General features: G+C 54.6%; 15 protein-coding genes. 3 read left to right on the top strand and 12 right to left on the bottom strand.

Annotated elements, in window-relative coordinates:
* Positions 1-9: 9 nt before the first annotated feature.
* From B4M48_RS16565 to B4M48_RS16545, 5 genes are read right to left on the bottom strand one after another with little or no spacing between them, the layout of a single operon-like run.
* Entirely contained in the window at positions 10-1,647 is a 1,638-nt protein-coding gene (locus tag B4M48_RS16565) for a dipeptide ABC transporter ATP-binding protein (RefSeq protein ID WP_288657289.1), read from the bottom strand.
* Positions 1,644-2,474 carry an ABC transporter permease gene (locus B4M48_RS16560; RefSeq protein WP_071669467.1) on the bottom strand — a complete coding sequence of 277 codons (831 nt, stop codon included), beginning with the start codon at positions 2,472-2,474 and terminating at the stop codon, positions 1,644-1,646. Before B4M48_RS16560 ends, B4M48_RS16565 begins: the two co-directional genes overlap by 4 nt.
* Positions 2,467-3,414, bottom strand: a complete 948-nt coding sequence (locus B4M48_RS16555) for an ABC transporter permease (protein ID WP_071669468.1) — start codon at positions 3,412-3,414, stop codon at positions 2,467-2,469. The genes B4M48_RS16560 and B4M48_RS16555 overlap by 8 nt, the downstream gene beginning before the upstream one ends.
* 9 nt (positions 3,415-3,423) lie before the next feature.
* The gene (locus tag B4M48_RS16550; protein ID WP_288657271.1) at positions 3,424-5,022 is read right to left on the bottom strand and encodes an ABC transporter substrate-binding protein; all 1,599 of its coding nucleotides are present in this window, start codon (positions 5,020-5,022) and stop codon (positions 3,424-3,426) included.
* Between the two features lie 18 nt (positions 5,023-5,040).
* Entirely contained in the window at positions 5,041-6,240 is a 1,200-nt protein-coding gene (locus tag B4M48_RS16545; RefSeq protein WP_288657423.1) for a M20 family metallopeptidase, read from the bottom strand.
* 160 nt (positions 6,241-6,400) lie between these two features.
* Between B4M48_RS16545 and B4M48_RS16540 the strand changes: the two genes are divergently transcribed.
* Complete coding sequence (locus B4M48_RS16540; protein ID WP_104085952.1) at positions 6,401-7,171, top strand: GntR family transcriptional regulator; 771 nt, start codon at positions 6,401-6,403, stop codon at positions 7,169-7,171.
* 297 nt (positions 7,172-7,468) lie between these two features.
* Here the strand turns inward: B4M48_RS16540 and B4M48_RS16535 are convergent, their stop codons facing one another.
* The 6 genes from B4M48_RS16535 to rhaB form a co-directional block, all read right to left on the bottom strand.
* Complete coding sequence (locus tag B4M48_RS16535; RefSeq protein ID WP_288657268.1) at positions 7,469-7,906, bottom strand: hypothetical protein; 438 nt, start codon at positions 7,904-7,906, stop codon at positions 7,469-7,471.
* A 117-nt stretch (positions 7,907-8,023) separates the two neighbouring features.
* Positions 8,024-8,389 (bottom strand): hypothetical protein, encoded by a 366-nt coding sequence (locus B4M48_RS16530; RefSeq protein ID WP_288657266.1) that lies wholly within the window; start codon positions 8,387-8,389, stop codon positions 8,024-8,026.
* Between the two features lie 779 nt (positions 8,390-9,168).
* On the bottom strand, positions 9,169-9,483 hold the full coding sequence (gene rhaM / locus B4M48_RS16525; protein ID WP_288657264.1) for an L-rhamnose mutarotase: 315 nt from the start codon (positions 9,481-9,483) through the stop codon (positions 9,169-9,171).
* Complete coding sequence (rhaD, locus tag B4M48_RS16520; protein ID WP_288657262.1) at positions 9,473-10,315, bottom strand: rhamnulose-1-phosphate aldolase; 843 nt, start codon at positions 10,313-10,315, stop codon at positions 9,473-9,475. The genes rhaM and rhaD overlap by 11 nt, the downstream gene beginning before the upstream one ends.
* Positions 10,316-10,325: 10 nt before the next feature.
* A complete protein-coding gene (locus B4M48_RS16515; RefSeq protein WP_288657261.1) occupies positions 10,326-11,582 on the bottom strand; it encodes an L-rhamnose isomerase in 1,257 nt (418 codons plus the stop codon).
* Entirely contained in the window at positions 11,566-13,047 is a 1,482-nt protein-coding gene (rhaB, locus tag B4M48_RS16510) for a rhamnulokinase (protein WP_288657259.1), read from the bottom strand. Before rhaB ends, B4M48_RS16515 begins: the two co-directional genes overlap by 17 nt.
* Positions 13,048-13,336: 289 nt before the next feature.
* On the opposite strand from rhaB, the gene rhaS reads away from it, so the two are divergent.
* Positions 13,337-14,158, top strand: coding sequence for an HTH-type transcriptional activator RhaS (gene rhaS, locus B4M48_RS16505; protein ID WP_288657257.1), 822 nt, complete (start codon positions 13,337-13,339; stop codon positions 14,156-14,158).
* Between the two features lie 14 nt (positions 14,159-14,172).
* Positions 14,173-15,039: an HTH-type transcriptional activator RhaR gene (rhaR, locus tag B4M48_RS16500; protein ID WP_288657255.1), complete on the top strand. Its 867-nt coding sequence runs from the start codon at positions 14,173-14,175 to the stop codon at positions 15,037-15,039.
* Positions 15,040-15,076: 37 nt separating this feature from the next.
* Here the strand turns inward: rhaR and rhaT are convergent, their stop codons facing one another.
* On the bottom strand, positions 15,077-16,111 hold the full coding sequence (gene rhaT, locus B4M48_RS16495) for an L-rhamnose/proton symporter RhaT (RefSeq protein WP_288657253.1): 1,035 nt from the start codon (positions 16,109-16,111) through the stop codon (positions 15,077-15,079).
* Positions 16,112-16,781 lie beyond the last annotated feature (670 nt).

Raw genomic sequence — 16,781 nt, 5'->3', positions numbered from 1 at the left:
TGCTTCTCATTAAGCGACGGACGGAGACAAATCGGGAATATGCACAGCGTCAAGGAGCGCACGCGTATAAGGGTGTTGCGCCAGTGACGACATATTCCCGCCGGGCAAAACATCGACCAGATCGCCGCGATACATCACCGCCACGCGGTGGGCAATCTGACGGATCAGGTTGAGATCGTGGGTAATAAACAGATAGGCCGTGCCATAGCGACGGCGTAGCGTCAGCAGCAACTCAATGATGGTGGCCTGCACTGATACGTCGAGCGCAGCGGTGATCTCATCGCAAATCACCAGGTCCGGGGGATTGGCAAAGGCGCGTGCAATGGCCACGCGCTGTTTCTGTCCGCCCGAAAGCGCATGGGGATAGCGAGTGGCAAAATCTGCCGGCAGACGCACCTCTTCAAGCAAACGTGCTACCGCCTGCGCTTCCGTTTCGCCAGGCGGCAAGCCGTACAGACGAAGCGGACGCGCAACTATCTCACCGATGGTCATACGGGGGTTGAGTGAGGCATCAGGATGCTGAAATATCATCTGTACGCGGCGGCGATACGCTTTGTCCATCTGCGCAGGGCCCTGCATTCCCGAACCACAGAAATTTAACTCGCCGTGAAACGGCACAAGTCCGGTAATGGCTCTGCCCAGAGAAGATTTTCCGGAACCCGATTCGCCGACCACACCCAGAATTTCCCCCTGATGCACGGTCAGCGACACCGCATTTGCGGCGCGGGTGGTATTGGCCTCGCGCTTCAGCAGGCGATCGATAAAGCCGTGGTGGCCATAATGGATGGTGAGGTTATTCAGCGTCAGCAGCGGCTGCGTGCCCGCAGCATCCGCGATCAGCCGGTGCTGTGGATTCGGCACCGCCGCGATAAGCCGGCGGGTATAACTGTGCTGCGGTGCGGTGAAGAGCGTTTGTGTCTCTGCCTGCTCGACGATACGGCCTTTTTCCAGTACGCAGACGCGGTCGGCCACTTTTGTCACCAGTGCCAGATCGTGCGAGATATAGAGCGATGCCACGCCCGTCTCCTCGCGCAGGCGTTCATAGAGATCGAGAATTTGTGCGGAACTGATCACATCCAGGGCCGTGGTTGGCTCATCAAAAATCATACAGGCTGGCTGACAGGCAAACGCGGTGGCAATCAGGATACGCTGTTTTTCCCCACCCGAAACCTGATGCGGGTAGCGTCGCATCATACGTGCCGGGTGTTTGAGTTCTACATCATGCAGCAGGGATTCAGCCAGCTCCTGCGCTTCACGGGCGCTCAGCCTGCGGTGGCGCCGGAGCACTTCTGTGACCTGCTCGCCCAGTGTTAACGTCGGATTAAGCGATGCGCCCGGATCCTGAAAGATCATGCCGAGCTTCGCCCCACGCAGCGCCATCAATGCCGGCGCCGCTAAATTCAGAAGGCTGTCACCATTAAGGCGGATATCCCCGCTTTTCTCCTGCGCGTTGTTCGCCAGCCAGCGCATGATTGCCCAGCCAAGGGTGGTTTTCCCGGAGCCGGATTCCCCTACCAGCCCCAGCACTTCACCGGGCATCACCTGTAAATTGATATCACGCAGTACGGGCAGCGCCTGCCCGTTTGTGAGCCGGTAATCGAGGCTGTAATTTTCTACCGACAGCACCGGTGCAGTTTGTACAATCATCCGTGGCTCCGTGGGTTGAGAACATCACGCAGGCCGTCGCCCAGTAAGTTAAAGCCAATGGCCACCAGTGCAATTGCCAGGCCTGGAATCAGCATCATCCACGGCGCGCTGAAGAAGTAGGTTCGCGCTTCTGACACCATTAAGCCCCACTCCGGTTCAGGCGGTTGGGCGCCTAAACCGAGAAAACTCAGGGTGGCAAACAGCATGATGGCAAATGCCACGCGGATGGTGGCCTCAACAATGATCGGTGCCAGAATATTTGGCAGCATCTCGCGCAGGATGATGTAGTGGGCTGCTTCGCCGCGGGCGATAGCCGCATTAATGTAGTCCTGCTGACGCGCAGCCAGCGCCACGCTGCGTGAAATGCGCACCATACCGGGTACAAAGGCGATGGTAATAGCGAGCACCGCATTCATGCTGCTCTGCCCCAGCGTGCTGACAATCAGCAGCGCGAACAGCAGACTCGGGATAGCCATAACGGCATCCATGGTACGCATCATAAATTCGTCTGTTTTGCCGCCCAGATAGGCACTTGCCGTACCCAGCACCGAGCCAATTACCATAGCGAGTGCGGTCGCCAGCAGAGAGAGCAAAATCGTAGAGCGCGCACCCACCAGCACCCGGCTAAAGATATCGCGCCCCATCTGATCGGTGCCAAACCAGTGTTCTGCACCTGGCGGCTTGTAGCGTGTCAGGATTGAGATGGACTCGGGATCAAAGGGCGCTACGTGCGCGCCGCCGGCCACCATAAGTAATGCCAGCAGGATGATGAGAACGCCCGCTGCGCCCTGCGGTGAACGGAGTAAACGTTTTAAAATGTCAGGCATAGGAAATCCGCTTATCCAGAATGACGTAGGCCAGATCGGCAAGAAAGTTAACCACCGAATAGGTTGCGGCAAGGATCATGACGCCAGCCTGAATCACCGGCAGGTCACGCGCCTGTACTGCGACGATCAGCTCACGACCGATGCCGGGGATGGCAAAAATCTCCTCCACGACCACAATACCGCCCAGCAGGTAGCCCACATCCAGCGCCACAATGGTAATGGTGGGCAACAGACCGTTGCGCAGCGCGTGACGCCAGAGGATACGCCGGCGCGACAGTCCTTTAAGCCAGGCGGCACGGATGTAATCGGTATGCAGCACATCCACCATTTCTGAACGCACCATGCGCGAGACGTGCGCCACCAGAATCAGGGCCACGGTGACAGCGGGAAGGATCAGGTGCTGTATCCCGCTTACAAAATCCTCGCTGAGCGGCACATAACCCGTCGCGGGCAGAACCTGCCAGACGTCGGCAAACAGCAGTAGCACCAGCGTCGCCGTAACAAATTCGGGAAAAGAGATACCCGCATAGGAAATGACGCTTACCAGCACATCGGCGGTTTTTCCGCGTCGCACGGCCGCCCAGATGCCGAGCGGAATAGCAACGATCAGCATGAGTATCAGCGCGCAGGCCGCCAGCAGCAGCGATCGCGAAAGCGCCGTCAGCAGTGCGGGAGCCACCTCCAGCCCGTTGCGCATGGAGACACCAAAATTACCCTGCAGCGCCTGTGTCAGCCAGTGCCAGTATTGCAGCCATGCCGGGGCATCCAGCCCCAGCCGCTCACGTACTGCCGCCAGCGCTTCCGGCGTCGCATTCTGCCCCAGCAAGGTAACAGCCGCGTCAGCCGGCAGCAGCTGTGTAATACCGAAAACCAGCAACGACACCACCAGCAGGGTGTAGATCATCAGCAGAAGGCGTTTAAGCAGATAGCTTGCGGTCACGATCTCTCCTTAAACGCTGCGTACGGGCGCTTTGCCGGTGAGCCAGACATGATCCAGACGGAACACCGCGCCGCGAGGATGCAGGTGATAGCCCGCCACATAGTCGCGACCTGCGGCCAGCAGGTCGAAGAAGGTGGGGATTACTGAAGGCACGTCGTCATGCATAAGCTGCTGTGCTTTGGCATACAGCGTGCTGCGCTGAGCCTCATCGCGGGTTTCCCTCGCAGCCTTGATCGCGCCATCAAAGTCAGCGTTATTCCAGCGGGTTTCATTCCATGCGGCAGTTGAGGTATAGAGCAGCGAAAACACGGCATCCGGGGTGGGCTGCATATTGTAGAAACCCACGTAGAAGTTGCCCTTTTTCCACACCTGATCGAGATAGGTGCTGTGCGCCATGGTTTGCACCTTAATGCGAAAGCCGCCAGGCCTCGCCATTTCACGCAGCGCGATGCCCAGCTGGGTTCGCGTCGCAGGTTTATCTGAGGCAACCAGGGTTAAATCGAGGCCGTCGGGATAACCTGCCTCTGCCAGCAGGGCTTTGGCTTTACTGTAATCCACGGCCTTACGGGCCAAATCAGCGTACCAGGGGTAAGCGGCATTAATGGGGGTATCATTGCCGGGTGAACCCAGTCCGTCAGCGACAAAATCCACGGAGGCCTGGCGATCCACACACAGCGCCAGCGCCTGACGCACGCGCGCATCGTTAAAGGGTTTCTGATCGCAGCCCATGTTCACGTTTAAAAACTGGCCTGACGCTACCCGCAATGGCAGTACGCCGGATGATCGGGAAAGGCGGGCAAATTCGCTTGATTGAGCGCTCAGCATCAGATCGGTATCGCCGGAGATCAACGCGGAGCTCTCTGCAATGCCATCGGGATAGACCACCACTTCAACACCGTCGAGATAGGGGCGCGCCGGGTCGTAATAGTGCGGGTTACGCTTCACCACAATTTTGCGTTCAGGATCGTATGACACCAGCTGGAACGGACCCGCGCCCAGTGAACGCTTACTAAGTTTGTCTATCTGGCCCTGAGCAATACTGGCGGGAATGATTTTGGCGTCCGGATAGGCCAGCATGACCGGCAGATCGGCGTAAGGCGTATCGGTTTCAATCAGTACGGTGCTGTCGTCTTTCGCACTGACCGACCTGATGGGGCCAATATTATGCAGCGCAGGCGACGCGTTCTTTGGGTCGAGCAGCGCCTGCAGGCTGGAGACTACGTCAGCGGAGGTGAGCGGAGTGCCATCGCTGAACTTCAAATCGGGGCGCAGCGTAAACGTCCACTGCGTGAGATCGGCGCTGGCCTGCCATGACTGCGCCAAATCCGCCTCCGCTTTCATCTCCTGCGTCAGGCGCGTCAGCCCGCTGTAAAGCAGCTCGGCCACCAGATATTCCGGATTGACGCGTACCTGATGCGGGTTGATCACGCTAATCGCCTGGTCAACACTGATGCGCAGCACGCCCCCCTTGCGAGGTGAGCCGCCGGGTGTGGCGCTCGTCACCGGCGCGGCGCTGGCAGAGAAAGATCCGGACAGCGCAGCTGCACCCGTCAGAACCGCAGAACCGGCGATGAACTGCCGGCGGTTTACTGCTTTCATTGCGCACATTTTCTCTTCCTCGCTGGTTTAAATACCCTGGGTTGGCTGAAAATCACTGGCGAGATACGCCAGAATGGACTGCGAAAGTGCGATGATATCTGCCATCGTTGTAAACTCGTCGGTGGCATGAATACGGTTGTCGGGGCGGGCTAAGCCACCCAGTAAAATCTCCTGAATACCTGCACGCTGCACCCAACCCATATCTGAGCTGGTGGATGATCCCCACGGTTTAAAAGCGTTATCAGGAAAGCCAAACCCCTGGCTCAGCGCAGCCTGCCAGCGTGGCCAGTGCGGTCCATAAGGATCGGCTACCGGTGCCAGATGCCCAATCAGCTGCACGGAGACATCCAGCGCGCGGCTCTCCGCCATTGCCTGACTGATGCATAATGTGAGCTCTTGCCAGACCTCATCAAACGCCTCTTCAGGCGCATACCGGCGGTTAATAAGCAGTTCAAAACGTTCGGGGATTGTGGAGCCTTTGCTGCCGCCATGTACCGCGGCGAGCGTCAGCAGTGACGTAAGAGGTTTTCCCTGATAATGCGGTGGCGGCGGCATGGCAGACGTGCGCTGCTCAACCTGCCCTTTCAGTTGATACAGCGCGTTCATCAGGGGAAGCGCTGTTTCAATGGCATTGATGCCCGCGACTGGATCGCCGGAGTGCGCGGATCGCCCGCTCACAATCACTTTGAGGTCAATGCTGCCAAAGCATCCGGCCCAGATGCGCGGTACCGCACCGCCGTTGAAGCTCAGCAGATGTCCGGAAAAAAGCTGTTGCTCTGCCAGATAGCGAATACCCGGATAGAGACCGCCCTCTTCGTCGGTGCACAGCAGAAATACCGGATTGAAGCGCAGCGGCAGGCCGCAGGCCTGTGCTGAGCGGATGGCGGCAATCGCTGCCACGATCGTGCCTTTCATATCGGCTGCCCCGCGACCGTAGAGCCTGCCTTCTGCCACGGTCAGCGCCAGCGGCGTAAAGCGCCAGCCATCACCTGCAGGTACGGTATCGGTATGAAAATAGAGATTGCAGTTTTCAGCTGCCCCGCAGTTGAGCGTCGCCAGCAGATTTACACGCTCACCCTGTGCACTGCCGTCAGGGACCTGCCAGAGCGCTTCCGGAACAGACACGCGCTGAAAAGCAAACTGCATCGGTGCCAGCATCTGCGTCATCAGGTCTGCAAACGCCGCGTAACCGCTGCCCGGCGGAAAACAGGTATCCGCGGCGAGCATGCGCTGAAGATCCTCGGTGATACGTAAGGTATCCTGGCTAATGACGTCTAACGCATTGTTAAAACGATTATTTTTATCCACCGGGCGATTACCTGTTGTATTACTATATAGTTTATAGATAATGCAATTTATCAACACGGGTCAACCGGTAATCGCAGCTATGCAAAAAAACTATGACGCAGGTAACACCGTGCCGTTTACACGGCTGAATGCAGGCGAAGGTGCCCCGCTGCATGACGTGATCAAGCGTCACATCAGTGAGTCCATCCTGCAGGGAGAGCTGCCAGCCGGCACGATTCTGCCAAGCGAAAGCAGCCTGGCGGCCAGATTTGGTGTGTCGGTGGGCACAATGCGCAAAGCGTTAAGCGCGCTTACCACGGAGGGGATGCTGATGCGCCGGCGAAAAACCGGTACGGTGGTCACGGGCTGGGCCCCGCTGCATAACCTGAGTCACTTCTTCCAGTATTTTCGTCTGCACGATAAAACAGGGGGATTGCTGCTGTCTGAAACCCTGCTGCTGGATTATCAGGAAAGTTTGGCAACAACCGGGGAAGCCGAAAAGCTTCAAATTGCAGCGGGTGACAAGGTTTATCGTTTAAAGCGCCTGCGGCGGGTCAACGGTATTGCGGCGATGCATGAGACGCTCATTCTGCCAGCCAGTCGCCTGCCAGCATTTCCCGCCGCAGAACAGCTGCCTCCTCTGCTCTACCGGTATCTGTTTGAGCAGTTCGACATTCGTCTGGCCGCGGTACGCGAGCAGATCACGGCATCTCTGGCTAATGAAGAGGATGCCACCCTGCTTGAGCTGACGCTCCCGCAGGCCGTTATGGTGATAGATGAAGTCTCCTTCGATCAGAGCGCCATCCCCGTGATTCTGGCGCATCATCGCTACAGCACTGAGCATTTTATGTATGTGAATGAGATCAGATAATTGATGAACGAACCCGTTTGTCCATTACCACACTCTATTTCTAAATGTATGGCACATTGCAGCAGCACATCTTGAAGTCGTGGTGCGTGGTCATGTGTTAAGCCGACTGCACTCTTCACACTGATGCTTTACGGTGACGTAGCGGGATAGATTTAAATCCAGAAAGTCCTGCCCGGGAAAGAATTCACCGTTAGCGCGGCTACAGGTAACCTAACCAGATGGCTGATAACTACAGAACTGGAAAAGTGGCTGTGCGATGAGCTGTCTGAATTCACGCAAATTGAAACCCGAATGCCTTCAGGCTTCAAGGCGATGATAAAAATCAATGACGCTTTTCAAATCAGTGTGCCATTCAGATATTTTCATACCCTCTTCATTATGAGTGGTACGAGGCTCCACAAACTTATTTATCTGCTCAACGGTAAAGTCACAACACTCATCTAAAAAAACCATATTATTGTGCACATAGACATCCATACCTTGAAAGTACAAAACCCAGGTAAATATGAAATTAGTTTGCTCAGGTTCGTACATTGAGACCGCTAATGCTGCATGATCTTTCCTGGCCAGACCTTCCCTGAGTGATGCCAGCCATGCCTTTTTATAATCATCTGCACTCCAGTAAGAGAGTGGCAGATACAGTGATTCTGTATAATTACCAATAACAATCGATGCTGGTTGAACCCGTTCACCCTCAACAACTATCTGTTCGCCATCAAGTACTATCTCAAACATTCCCTAATCCTTTATACGGCTTGGTTTACTGTCATAATTTATGCTCTGGGGATTTATACGCAAACTTTGCTACTTCATAAGATTTATCATCTGACAGCAGAGTATGCTTACCTCAGATTACTTAACGGGAAAGTTGTAATGTGAGGGTATTTTGTAATCTTCAGGAATATCAGGCCAGCCAGAGAATTTTAACAGAGTATCAGCATCTTCTTTGAATGCATCAAAAAAGCTTGATAAATTCATCGAGTATACCCGGATATAGACTAGGGCCACTTGCATTGAAACCTTATCATCATTCAGCTTGGCTTTTTCCAGAAGCACCTTCGCCTTTCCGAACAGTTCGAGTTCGCGGTGGAATGAGGTGCATTGTTGTGCCTTATAATCAATCAAAAGATCATTTTCAGTTACCGGCTGATTTGTCATCGCCTTAAACAACTGAAGGTAAGTGTCTTTTGATTCGTCGAAGTTAATGTTTTTTGTCATTTGAGTAATATCCGCCTTTCAGTAGCTGCTATTTTTTAATCAGATTAACCGAACCATCCAAGTTCAGAACCACTTTAAAGTTACCTTTACTATCAGACACTTCAAGATGATTTTTATGGGTGGCATCGGGATAAAACTGATCACCTTTGCGAACTTCATCACTCAGGTTGCCAGAGGCTTTATAGACAAATTTCCCTCAATCAATCTTGCTGATTTAACTCATCGTTTTGTCAAACGATGCACAGCCGAGCGTTGCTCAACGGCTGATGTTGCAATGGAAGCACTGATAAGCGCTCCCAGCCCGCTCTCGATCAATTGGTTGTACTATACCGTAAGCGTTAAGCAGCCCTGGACCGTGACTGCTCTCTGCGGCCATTACGGCCAGAGAAATTCATTACGTTCTTTCGATAACGCAGGAGACTGTATAAGGAGTGAAAAAGCACGAATCTATGCCAGTACTCTGAGCGTCTGGCTTTTTACCCGAATATCAGAATAATTGCCCTGGCTTCAGACGCCAGGGGCAGCGGCCAAAAAGCAACCTTGTGAGATATCTGAATTCCGCTGGGTCATCAGTTTCACTCATTAATTAAGGATATAAAGTTAGGTTGCAGCAGCGCGAAAAATTGCGCTGCTGTGGTCAGTGCGCCTGGCGCCCAAATATCATTGAACAGTATCACCGCATGTGTGCAGTGATACTGTTCTAGGTGTCTTTATTTTCTTCTGACCTTCGCAACATAACGTATGATGACCTGCCAGACACACTGAACGCGATTACGCTGTTATGGCAAAAAAAACATCGGTTTCAGTTCTGTGCTGATCGGGCTGTTGTTTGCGTTGGCGGGCATTAGATCCTTCATTGACGCCCACCAGCGCTGGCATACCTCTGTTTGCGCAATGGCCTGCCAGCGCGCTTCAGACTCAATGTCCACACTCGCAAACAGCAGATCGCGATCGGCATCCAGCCAGATAGCATAGTTGTGCGCCCCATGTGCTTTCAGCGTCTGCTCCAGCTCCGGCCAGACAGGTGAATGGCGTCGCAAATACTCATCATGGCAGTGCGCGTAAACCTGCATGACAAAAGCTTTACGCAACATCGCTGCGCTCCGCCTGCAAGGCCGCCTGCCAGGGTTGCACATTAAAGCGTTTACCCAGTGCAATCAGCTGTTCGGTGGTGATACTCTGCCGAATACCGCCCATGGAAATCGCCTTAACCACGACTTCTGAAGATTTTTCAGCCGTATCAATCAGGCCAAAGGCCTCATCCAGCGTCGGACCTGCGCCAAAAATGCCGTGGAACGGCCACATCACCAGGCTATGTTTAGCCATTGCCTCTGCAGTAGCCTGCCCGATACCATCAGTGCCCGGCACCATCCACGGCAGAATGCCCACCCCGTCCGGAAACACCACCAGACACTCAGTGCTGCCCTCCCACAATAAACGGGTAAAGCGCGCAGAATCCAGATGTACCACATAACTCAGCGCCATAAAATGGGTGGCGTGACAGTGCATGATGACGCGATCTGCACCCTGAGAAACCTGCTTGCGTACGCTGTGTGACTGGAAATGTGCGGCCAGCTCGGATGTTGGCAAGCCGCCATTATTCAGTCCCCAGTGGATCTTGTATGACAACCCTTTGTCATCCACCTGCAGCAGCACCAAGCTGTCGGCCGGGTCCAGCTGCACATTGCGGAAAAACTTGCCGGACCCGGTAACCAAAAACCAGTCATTGGCTAGCGCCGGCGCGGGTTGACTCAATTCGATGCAGCGTGGCTCGGTGTAAAAATCAGCGGCATAGCTTTCTGCTTCTTCCGGTAACAAGCGCAGGCTGACATTGCCACCGTTGCGCTCGTCCCAGCCTTTAAGCCACATATCACTGGTAGCCTTCACCATTCCCTGCACAAACCAGGAAGTCAGAATGTTTTGCATGGTGTATCCCTTAACGTTGACGCAAAGTGTGTTGTTCATAGTGACGAACGTCGCTCAGCCAGCTGGCATCGGCCGGCACATCATGACGCAGACACCAGGCCTCCCATACCGCCTGCCACGGCAGCGACTTTTGCTCTTCAAGCAGTGCCAGGCGGGCGGTGTAGTCACCATCACGCTCCAGCTGGCGCAACTGCTCACTGGGTTCAAGCAGTGCGCGCAGCAGCGCTTTCTTGGCATTGCGGGTACCGATAACCCAGGCGGCAATCCGGTTGATGGAGGCATCAAAGAAATCGAGGCCAATGTGCACTTTGTCAAAGAGGTTTTGGCGCGCAATCTCATGTGCAATAGCCTGTGTTTCATCATCCAACAGCACTACATGATCGCTATCCCAGCGTACAGGACGGCTGACATGCAGCAGTAAACGCGGCACATAGAGCATGGCAGTGGAAATTTTGTCGGAGATCACTTCTGTCGGATGGAAATGGCCGGCGTCCAGTGTGAGCGCCGTCTGGCGACTGCTGGCGTAGCCAAAGCAGAATTCGTTAGAACCCACGGTATAGCTTTCAGCACCGATACCAAACAGCTTGCTCTCTACTGCATCGATATGGTACTGCGGATTTAGTTTTTCACTGATGATCTCATCCAGCGCGCTGACGAGCCGCTGACGAGGAGCGAAGCGGTCAACGGTCAAATCTTTCATGCCGTCTGGTACCCAGATATTCATGACCGAAGGGGTGCCAAGCTGTTCGCCAAAGTACGCTGAAATGTGACGACTGGCCTTGCAGTGATTGATCCAAAACTCACGAATCGCCGGGTCAGCGTGCGATAACGTAAAACCACTGGCGCTCTTCTCATGTGAGAAGCAGGTCGGGTTGAAATCCAGTCCCAGCTTGTTACTTTTTGCCCACGCTACCCACTGGCTGAAGTGCTGCGGTTCAATGGCGTCGCGTGCTACAGGCTTGTCACTTTCCAGATAGATAGCATGCAGATTGAGCCTCTTTGCCCCGGGGATAAGTGACATGGCTTTGTCCAGATCGGCACGCAACTCTTCGGCATTACGCGCGCGGCCCGGATAGTTGCCGGTTGCCTGAATCCCCCCGGTCAGTTGCCCCTGTGGATTTTCGAACCCCCGCACGTCATCGCCCTGCCAGCAGTGCATCGAGACCGGAATAGTGTCCAGTTGTGCCATCGCCTGGTCGACATCCACGCCAGCAGCAGCGTAACGGTGCCTGGCCAGTTCGAAGGCCTGTTCAATCAGCTTTGTCATAAGCGAGTTCCTTAGCAGGTTGATTCAGCGCCGCAAAGCGAGCCAGATGGGCTGCAAAGACGCTGGTATTTAGCGGGTTAAAAGTTTCTGACGGAAAGTTCCGACTGATACAGCGACGCAGATCGGCAACGTCACGCAGCTCTCCCAGTGCAATCAGCTGACAGCCCACATTACCGAGCGTGGAAGCTTCTACCGGGCCGGCCAGCACGGGCAACTGACACGCGTCGGCGCACAGCTGATTAAGCAGTGGGTTCTGACTGCCGCCGCCAACAATGTGCAACTGGCAAAGTGGCGCCTTGCGCAATCGGCTGAGCTCCAGCATCGTCTGGCGATACAGCAGCGCCAGGCTGTCAAAAATGGTGCGTGCCAGCGCGGCAGGCGTTTGCGGTACCGGCATCGCCTGTTCAGCACAGGCGTTCTGAATCTCCTGTACCATGCTATCTGGATTGATGAAGCGCGTATGATTTGGGTTGATCAGCGTACGGCAGGCGGGCTCGTGCGCGGCGTCAGCAATTAGCGCGCACAGATCGCAAATATGAAGCTCACTGCATACACGCTGTAGCAGCCACAAACCCATGATGTTTTTCAGGACACGATAGCCTTCTGCACCGCCTTCATTCGTGATATTGGCCTGCCGTGCCGCCTCATTCACGCACGGTTGCAAACTTTCAATACCCATCAGCGACCAGGTGCCAGAGCTGAGATAGGCGGCACCGTCCTGTGACAGCGGCGTCGCCAGAACCGCGCTGGCGGTATCGTGAGTAGCGACCGCAATCACCGGAATCGACTGACCGCTAGGGCTGGTCCAGTAGCCCACGGTATTACCGGGAGCATGGGGTGTGCCAAACCAGCTGGCATTAATGCCAGCCCAAGCCAACAGTTCGCGATCCCATGTCCCGCTCTCAATATTCAGCAACTGCGTCGTGGTAGCGTTGGTGTATTCCCAGTTCATCACACCGGTCAGGCGATAATGCAGATAGTCCGGGATCATCAGCGCATGCTTTACCTGGGACTGCCAGTCCGGCTGCTGCTGATGCAGCGCGCGCAGCTGATAAAGCGTGTTAAAAGGCAGGAACTGAATACCGGTGCGCTGATAAATAGTCTGCTGCCCCAGATCGCTGATTGCCTGCGCCATCACCCCGTCGGTACGCTTGTCGCGATAACTCACGGCTTCACCAACGCGCGCGCCGTCGGCATCCAGCAGCACCAGATCGACGCCCCACGTATCGATACCGATGCTGTCAGGTACGATGCCCTCGTCATCCAGTTGCTGCAGCCCGGCGCGGATCTCCTGCTCCAGCCTGTCCAGATCCCAGCAATCATAGCCGGCCCGGCGCACGCGCTGGTTAGTAAAGCGGCGTACCTCGCGCAGCGTGATGTGCTGACAGGCAGGTGTCCATTGCGCGAGCATCACGCGCCCGCTGGATGCGCCTAAATCAATGGCAACAATGTTACGCATACTCATGGCGTGCTCTTTGTGTGATAACAGGGGTACAGCATAGAAAGGTGGACGGCGAGCCACCTTACGCGCATTGCCAGCGAAGAAATGTCGCTGGCAGGTTTGCAAAGGTGTTCGTGAGAGAGTTCACAGAACCGCACACCCGCAGAGTTGTGAGCCTTGCCGCATTTCTATCAATCACTTAGGCGATCTTAAAAAATGGGCTAAATTCCTGTGCTCCCCTGTTCAAAATTCAAGGTAAGCTGCGCGGCTGCTGCGTAGACTCCGTTACAGTTTTGTTAACTAAGGGCGCACCATGACCATTTTGCACAGTGCTGATTTTTTTCCGGCCGGGGATTATGTCATTGCCATTGAGCCACGCGTACCACAGCAGGCGTTCCCGGAACATCATCATGATTTTCATGAAATCGTGCTGGTTGAGCAGGGGTCCGGTATTCACGTCTTCAATGGTCAGCCGCAAGCCTTGAGCGCTGGCTGCGTGTGCTTTGTGCGCGATCACGATCGCCACATGTATGAGCAAACAGACAATCTGTGTCTGACCAATATACTGTACCGCGGTCCGGCAGCGTTTCGTTTCCTGTCTGGGGTGCAGGCGTTGTTACCGCGTGAAGAGGATGGCCAGCACGCTTCTCACTGGCGCATTAATCAGAAAGTGATGGATCAGGCGTTGCAGCTGGTTACACAGATGAAGCAGCAGCCTCAGTGGTCGCTGGAACGTCAGGCTCATCAGGAGCAGCGGTTTCTGCAATTGTTGGTGCTGCTACGCGAGGCGGCTTACAACGATAACGCACAGGATCAGGAAGCCCGACTGCATCGGTTGCTTGACTGGCTGAATGAGCACTACAGTGAAGACATTGAGTGGGAAGCCCTGGCCGATCGCTTTTCATTGTCATTGCGCACGATGCATCGCCAGATGAAGCAGCAAACCGGCAGCACTCCGCAGCGTTATCTTAACCGACTGCGCTTATTGCAGGCACGCTATCTGTTGCGTCACAGCGATATGCGCATTACAGATATCGCCTATCAGTGTGGGTTTGGTGACAGTAATCACTTTTCCACGCTGTTTCGGCGTGAATTTGGCTGCGCGCCCCGTACGGAGCGCCAGCAGATGTGGTAACCGGAGTATTGACTATGCCGCTGCTTCTGTCACGCGAGGACTATTTTCCTGCCAGTAATCTGCCGATTGCTGTTGCTGAACGTATGCCGCAGCCCTCTTTTCCTCTGCACCGGCATACGTTTAGTGAAATTGTTATTGTCTGGCGTGGCAATGGTCTGCACATCCTGAACGATCGCCCATGGCTGATTACCTGCGGCGATGTATTCTATATTCGCGACAGTGATTGCCATAGCTACGACAGCGTAAACGACCTCGCACTGGATAACATTTTATATTGCCGCGATCGTTTCCGTCTTGCGCTGGACTGGAGTCAGCTGTTACCGCCGCAAGAGGAAGATGCACCTGTGAACTGGCGTCTCACCACACGTGGCATGGCGCTGGCACGCGGCGTGATCAGTCAGCTGGAGCGCGAGAGTCGCAAAGGCGATTCACTCTCTGTTCAGCTGTCTGAGGCGCTGTTTTTGCAGCTGGCGCTGATTCTGCGCCGCCACGGTTACGCAGCCGATCGCCCGTGGGCCTTGCCAGAGGGCGAACAGCTCGATCTGCTGATGTCCGCCCTGCTGGGGGATATCAGCCGGCCGTTCGATCTCGCCAGTTTTTGCCAGCAAAATCAGCTCAGCGAGCGATCGTTAAAACAGCTGTTTCGTCAGCAAACCGGCATGACTATTGGGCACTATCTGCGGCAGCTGCAGCTGTGTCAGGCAAAGTATCTGTTACGTACCCAAGAGGGTTTGATCAGTGAGATTGCCGCCCGCTGCGGCTTTGACGACAGCAATTACTTTTCAGTGGTGTTTACACGCGAGACCGGCCTGACGCCGACTGCCTGGCGCCAGCGTTTTGTTCTGCAACGCCTGACCCAGCCAGATAAAGAAAAAGCCTGACGCAAGAACCGCGACAGGCTTTGGTTTTCTCTTTAAATCAGGCAGCCATGCCTAAGCCAACAATGTTAGCTGCAATGATGATCACCACACAGCCAATCGACAGGACGCTAACCGGACGGCGTCCCACTGATTTCCACTCTTTAAGCACCAACCCGACCAGCCCACCGCACAATACATACAGGCTCATATGCAGCATCCAGCTAACAAAATCATACTGTGGTGGGATTTTGGCATGGCCCCATGCGTAGAAAAAAAACTGCAGATACCACATGGTGCCGCCGAGAATGGCAAAGGCGATGTTGGCCATCAGCAGCGGTTTTGCCACGGAGAAATCCCGCCGCACTGAGATCTCAGGTTTAACTGCAAGGCGGATGAAGCAGTATGCCAGGTTAATGACTGCGCCACCGCCCATGATCACCACGTAGCTGGGTAATGCGACATAGAGCGGATTGATGCCAAGGCTGGCTGCTGCATCATGCATTGGTTTCGCCGCATCCATGGCAAAAGACATACCCGCCGAGAAAATGCCGCAGATCACAGCCAGCACCAGCCCTTTCTTCAGGTTAAAGTCTTCTGCATTGATGCCCAGCGCCCGCTCCTTCAGCAATCCGGCCCGGGAGACGATTGCCACGCCAATCAGGGCCACCAGCACGCCAATCAGCGTCATACGTCCGCCTTCTGAGCCGAATAATTCAACAAATCGACCCTGCAAAAGCGGTGTCATCAGCGTGCCGACGACCAGTGTAATACCGATAGCGATGCCGATACCCATTGACATGCCGAGGTAGCGCATGGTGAGGCCATAGTTGATATTACCGATTCCCCACATGGCACCAAACAGAAAGACAGGCAGTAGCTGAGAGACGCTAAAGCTACTGTAATAAGCCCAGAAGTCTGGCAACAGCACGGCACTGACCGCCCACGGCAGAATAAGCCATGACATAACGCCGCCCACCGACCACATGGTTTCCCATGACCACTTCTTTACCTGCTTAAACGGAGCATAAAAACATGCGGCACTGGCGGCACCCACCAGATGCCAGAAAATACCGGCAATAATGGCACTGTTCATTGTTATTCCTTCGTAAGGTTGAGGCCAAACAGGAAACCGCTGTTTCCCGATCATCAGCAGTCTAGGGGGAGCGGCTTCGACTCAGCCTTTACATCACTGCCGGGGTACGAAGGTGGCTGGCAAAATTCAGTGGGTTTTCAACATAGGGATCACAAATCCGTATTTGTGGAGATTTCACACGCAGTCTTTTATAAGTTCGTTATTATTTGGATATTTTTGATTTTTGTTGTGTGAATCAGCCCGGGTTTTAGCTGTTTGCCAGGTTGTTATTTAACATGGCAATCACACAAAGCTATGCCGAGCGTTTTCTTATCGAATATGCTTGTCAGCTTATGCAGGGAAATCATCGGTGAAAGTTGCAGTACAGAGCGAGGGTTAACGCGGGAGCTGTGACAAGGATTCAGGCGCCCGTTCCATTGTGCCCTCCCGGGCGCTATTAACAGACTCGCTAACACGCGTCTGCCTTGCTGGAATGTGTGCAGCGTGTTACGTCCTGCTGACATCAGCAAGAATCGGATTGCATGTTCTTTCTGCGAGCAGTGTTACCTGGTTAAGCGTGCCTGAGGGGGCAGCAGGATGTCAGGCGGTAACACCCGTGCTCTCGGATGCTTTTTATGTGCGTGCTATCGTCGCAACCTGCTTTGTGTTGTGGCTGCACATCGCTGATAGG

The sequence above is a fragment of the Pantoea sp. UBA6567 genome (assembly GCF_002434165.1).
Lineage (GTDB): Bacteria > Pseudomonadota > Gammaproteobacteria > Enterobacterales > Enterobacteriaceae > Pantoea > Pantoea eucrina.
The sequence above is the reverse complement of the archived record's forward strand: the minus strand, read 5'-3'. Positions and strand labels throughout refer to the sequence as shown.

What these genes read in the sequence shown, in the direction of transcription:
- rhaD (WP_288657262.1), bottom strand. Translation starts at nt 10,315, where the DNA reads ATGCAAAACATTCTGACTTCCTGGTTTGTGCAGGGAATGGTGAAGGCT.
- rhaR (WP_288657255.1), top strand. Translation starts at nt 14,173, where the DNA reads ATGCCGCTGCTTCTGTCACGCGAGGACTATTTTCCTGCCAGTAATCTG.
- B4M48_RS16550 (WP_288657271.1), bottom strand. Translation starts at nt 5,022, where the DNA reads ATGTGCGCAATGAAAGCAGTAAACCGCCGGCAGTTCATCGCCGGTTCT.
- rhaS (WP_288657257.1), top strand. Translation starts at nt 13,337, where the DNA reads ATGACCATTTTGCACAGTGCTGATTTTTTTCCGGCCGGGGATTATGTC.
- B4M48_RS16565 (WP_288657289.1), bottom strand. Translation starts at nt 1,647, where the DNA reads ATGATTGTACAAACTGCACCGGTGCTGTCGGTAGAAAATTACAGCCTC.
- B4M48_RS16530 (WP_288657266.1), bottom strand. Translation starts at nt 8,389, where the DNA reads ATGACAAAAAACATTAACTTCGACGAATCAAAAGACACTTACCTTCAG.
- B4M48_RS16535 (WP_288657268.1), bottom strand. Translation starts at nt 7,906, where the DNA reads ATGTTTGAGATAGTACTTGATGGCGAACAGATAGTTGTTGAGGGTGAA.
- B4M48_RS16560 (WP_071669467.1), bottom strand. Translation starts at nt 2,474, where the DNA reads ATGCCTGACATTTTAAAACGTTTACTCCGTTCACCGCAGGGCGCAGCG.
- rhaM (WP_288657264.1), bottom strand. Translation starts at nt 9,483, where the DNA reads ATGTTGCGTAAAGCTTTTGTCATGCAGGTTTACGCGCACTGCCATGAT.
- rhaB (WP_288657259.1), bottom strand. Translation starts at nt 13,047, where the DNA reads ATGAGTATGCGTAACATTGTTGCCATTGATTTAGGCGCATCCAGCGGG.
- B4M48_RS16540 (WP_104085952.1), top strand. Translation starts at nt 6,401, where the DNA reads ATGCAAAAAAACTATGACGCAGGTAACACCGTGCCGTTTACACGGCTG.
- B4M48_RS16545 (WP_288657423.1), bottom strand. Translation starts at nt 6,240, where the DNA reads ATGCTCGCCGCGGATACCTGTTTTCCGCCGGGCAGCGGTTACGCGGCG.
- B4M48_RS16515 (WP_288657261.1), bottom strand. Translation starts at nt 11,582, where the DNA reads ATGACAAAGCTGATTGAACAGGCCTTCGAACTGGCCAGGCACCGTTAC.
- rhaT (WP_288657253.1), bottom strand. Translation starts at nt 16,111, where the DNA reads ATGAACAGTGCCATTATTGCCGGTATTTTCTGGCATCTGGTGGGTGCC.